This is a genomic window from Streptomyces sp. NPDC002886, from assembly GCF_042888445.1.
Taxonomy (GTDB): Bacteria; Actinomycetota; Actinomycetes; order Streptomycetales; family Streptomycetaceae; genus Streptomyces.
In genome coordinates this window covers 1-2,215 of record NZ_JBIAPV010000026.1, presented here as the reverse complement: position 1 = coordinate 2,215, position 2,215 = coordinate 1, and the positions used below count along the sequence as shown (strand labels likewise).

Genomic DNA, 2,215 nt, shown 5'->3' with positions numbered 1-2,215 from the left:
ACGACCGTCCCTGGCTGAACTAGGCGAACTAACTGAACTAGGCGAACTAGGCGCACTAGGCGAACTAACTGAACTAGGCGAACTAGGCGCACTAGGCGAACTAGGCGAACTAGTGGAGGGGGATGGCCGCCGGATCGGTTCAGGTGAGGTTCAATCCTCCGTCCAGCACGATGACTTCGCCGGTGAGGTAGGTGCTGGCGATCACTGATGCCACCAGGTCGGCCACGTCGGCGGGCTGAGCCGGGCGGTGCATGGGTGCGCGATCTCGCCACAACTCATGTGCCTGAGCCCAGTCCTTGGTCATCGGTGTGTCCACCAGGCCGGGAGCGATCGCGTTGACTCGGACCTCTGGGCCGAGTGCGGCTGCGAGCAGTCGGGTCACATGGTTCAGGGCGGCCTTGCTCGCTGCGTACGGGACCGATGAGCCCTTGGGACGTACCCCGGCGTGGCTGGTGATGTTCACGATGCTGCCGCCCGTGGGGGATCGGCGCAGTGCCGGAAGGGCTGCCGTGCACAGGACCCATGGTGCGATCAGGTTCACTTCCAGCAGCTGCCGCCAGTCCGCCGGCGTTGCGGCGGCCAGGTCGTCGTGCGGGATCGGCCAGCTGATGCCCGCGTTGTTCACCAGCACGTCCAGCCGGCCGAACCGGTCGAGTGCCGCCTCGATGAGCCCGCGAGCCTCTTCCTCCACGGCCAGATCCGCCCGCACGTACGCCCCACCGAGCTCCGCCGCGAGCGCCTCCCCGGCCTCCACGCTGCGCCGCGAGTGCACGACGACCCGCATCCCGTCCGCTGCCAGCCTTCGAGCGACGGCTTCCCCGATCCCCGACGTGGACCCGCTGACTACGGCGACGGGCCGATCCGCTTGTTCAATCCCCATGCCGGTGGATCCTGCCATCGTTCTCCCTGGTGGGTTGTCTCGTGCGTGAGGGAGAGGAGACGGTGGTGGCTGAGGTGGTCGAGGTGATGGCCGAGCTGGCTGCGCTGGAGGACCCGAAGGTCCGGGCGGTGAACGAGAAGCACGGTGACGATCACGGTGTGAATCTAGGCAAGCTGCGCGCGGTCGCGAAGCGGTTGAAGACGCAGCAGGAACTGTCCCAGCGACTCTGGGAGACGGGTGACACGGCCGCGAGGCTGCTGGCCGTCCTGATCTGCCGCCCGAAGGCCTTCGGGCGGGACGAGCTGGACGCCATGCTGCGCGACGCGCGCACGCCCAAGGTGCACGACTGGCTCGTGAACTACGTGGTGAAGAAGAGCCCGCACGCGGAGGAGCTGCGGCTGGTGTGGTTCGCCGATCCCGATCCCGTGGTTGCGAGTGCCGGATGGGCGCTGACCACCGAGCGGGTGGCGAAGAAGCCCGATGGTCTCGATCTCGCGGGACTGCTCGACGTCATCGAGGCGGAGATGAAGGACGCTCCTGACCGCCTGCAGTGGGCGATGAACCATTGCCTGGCCCAGATCGGCATCGAGCATGCCGAGTACCGCGCCCGCGCACTCGCCATCGGCGAGCGCCTGGAGGTTCTGAAGGACTATCCGACGCCGCCCGGCTGTACTTCGCCGTATGCGCCCGCCTGGATCAACGAGCTGGTGCGTCGGAAGGAGGAGAAGGCGGCGGGCTGAAAAGCGGTAGACAGCCTTCGTGCGCTGGGTGAGCATCGCCGCGATGAGCAATGAACTTCTCCCCAAACGCGTCCGCTTCGTCAAGCTCAACGCAAAGGCCCTGCGGGCTCTCGCCGACGGCGACCTCGCGGCCGGCAGCGCCGAGGCCGGGGTGGCCCTGGACGAGTACTTCGTATCCGACCGTGCCCGCTGGATCTTCGGATACCGAGCCGACCAACACGCCAAGGACCCGTCCGCCGCGCCCTGGACCACCCGGGCGGCAGTGTCGGAGCCGGACGGAACGGTCATAGGCGACGCGGGGTTCCACGGTCCGCCGGACGAGGCGGGCGTGGTCGAAGTCGGCTACGGCGTCGTGCCCACCTACCGCCGCCAGGGCTACGCCCGTGCCATGCTGACCGCCCTCCTGGCGAGGGCCGCCGAAGAACCCGATGTCAGGACCGTCCGAGCCACGATCCGATCCGACAACACGGCCTCCCTGGCCACCATCGCGGGCTTCGGCTTCACCCGCGTCGCCGAGCGGGGCAACGAGACCAACGGAATCGACCTCGTCTTCGAACTCCCCGCGAACCGCACCTGATCAGCCAGGGACGGTCGG

3 protein-coding genes are annotated in these 2,215 nt (G+C 67.9%); 2 read left to right on the top strand and 1 reads right to left on the bottom strand.

What is annotated here, in order from left to right; translation table 11 throughout:
* Nucleotides 1-139 precede the first annotated feature (139 nt).
* Complete coding sequence (locus tag ACFYYB_RS42115) at nt 140-898, bottom strand: SDR family NAD(P)-dependent oxidoreductase (protein ID WP_389444032.1); 759 nt, start codon at nt 896-898, stop codon at nt 140-142.
* Between the two features lie 68 nt (nt 899-966).
* Here ACFYYB_RS42115 and ACFYYB_RS42110 point away from each other — a divergent pair, with 68 nt between their 5' ends.
* Together ACFYYB_RS42110 and ACFYYB_RS42105 are read left to right on the top strand one after the other, a co-directional pair.
* Complete coding sequence (locus tag ACFYYB_RS42110; RefSeq protein ID WP_389444034.1) at nt 967-1,620, top strand: DNA alkylation repair protein; 654 nt, start codon at nt 967-969, stop codon at nt 1,618-1,620.
* A gap of 43 nt (nt 1,621-1,663) precedes the next feature.
* Nucleotides 1,664-2,197 (top strand): GNAT family N-acetyltransferase, encoded by a 534-nt coding sequence (locus tag ACFYYB_RS42105; RefSeq protein ID WP_389444030.1) that lies wholly within the window; start codon nt 1,664-1,666, stop codon nt 2,195-2,197.
* Nucleotides 2,198-2,215: the final 18 nt, after the last annotated feature.

What these genes read in the sequence shown, in the direction of transcription:
- ACFYYB_RS42105 (WP_389444030.1), top strand. Translation starts at nt 1,664, where the DNA reads ATGAGCAATGAACTTCTCCCCAAACGCGTCCGCTTCGTCAAGCTCAAC.
- ACFYYB_RS42115 (WP_389444032.1), bottom strand. Translation starts at nt 898, where the DNA reads ATGGCAGGATCCACCGGCATGGGGATTGAACAAGCGGATCGGCCCGTC.
- ACFYYB_RS42110 (WP_389444034.1), top strand. Translation starts at nt 967, where the DNA reads ATGGCCGAGCTGGCTGCGCTGGAGGACCCGAAGGTCCGGGCGGTGAAC.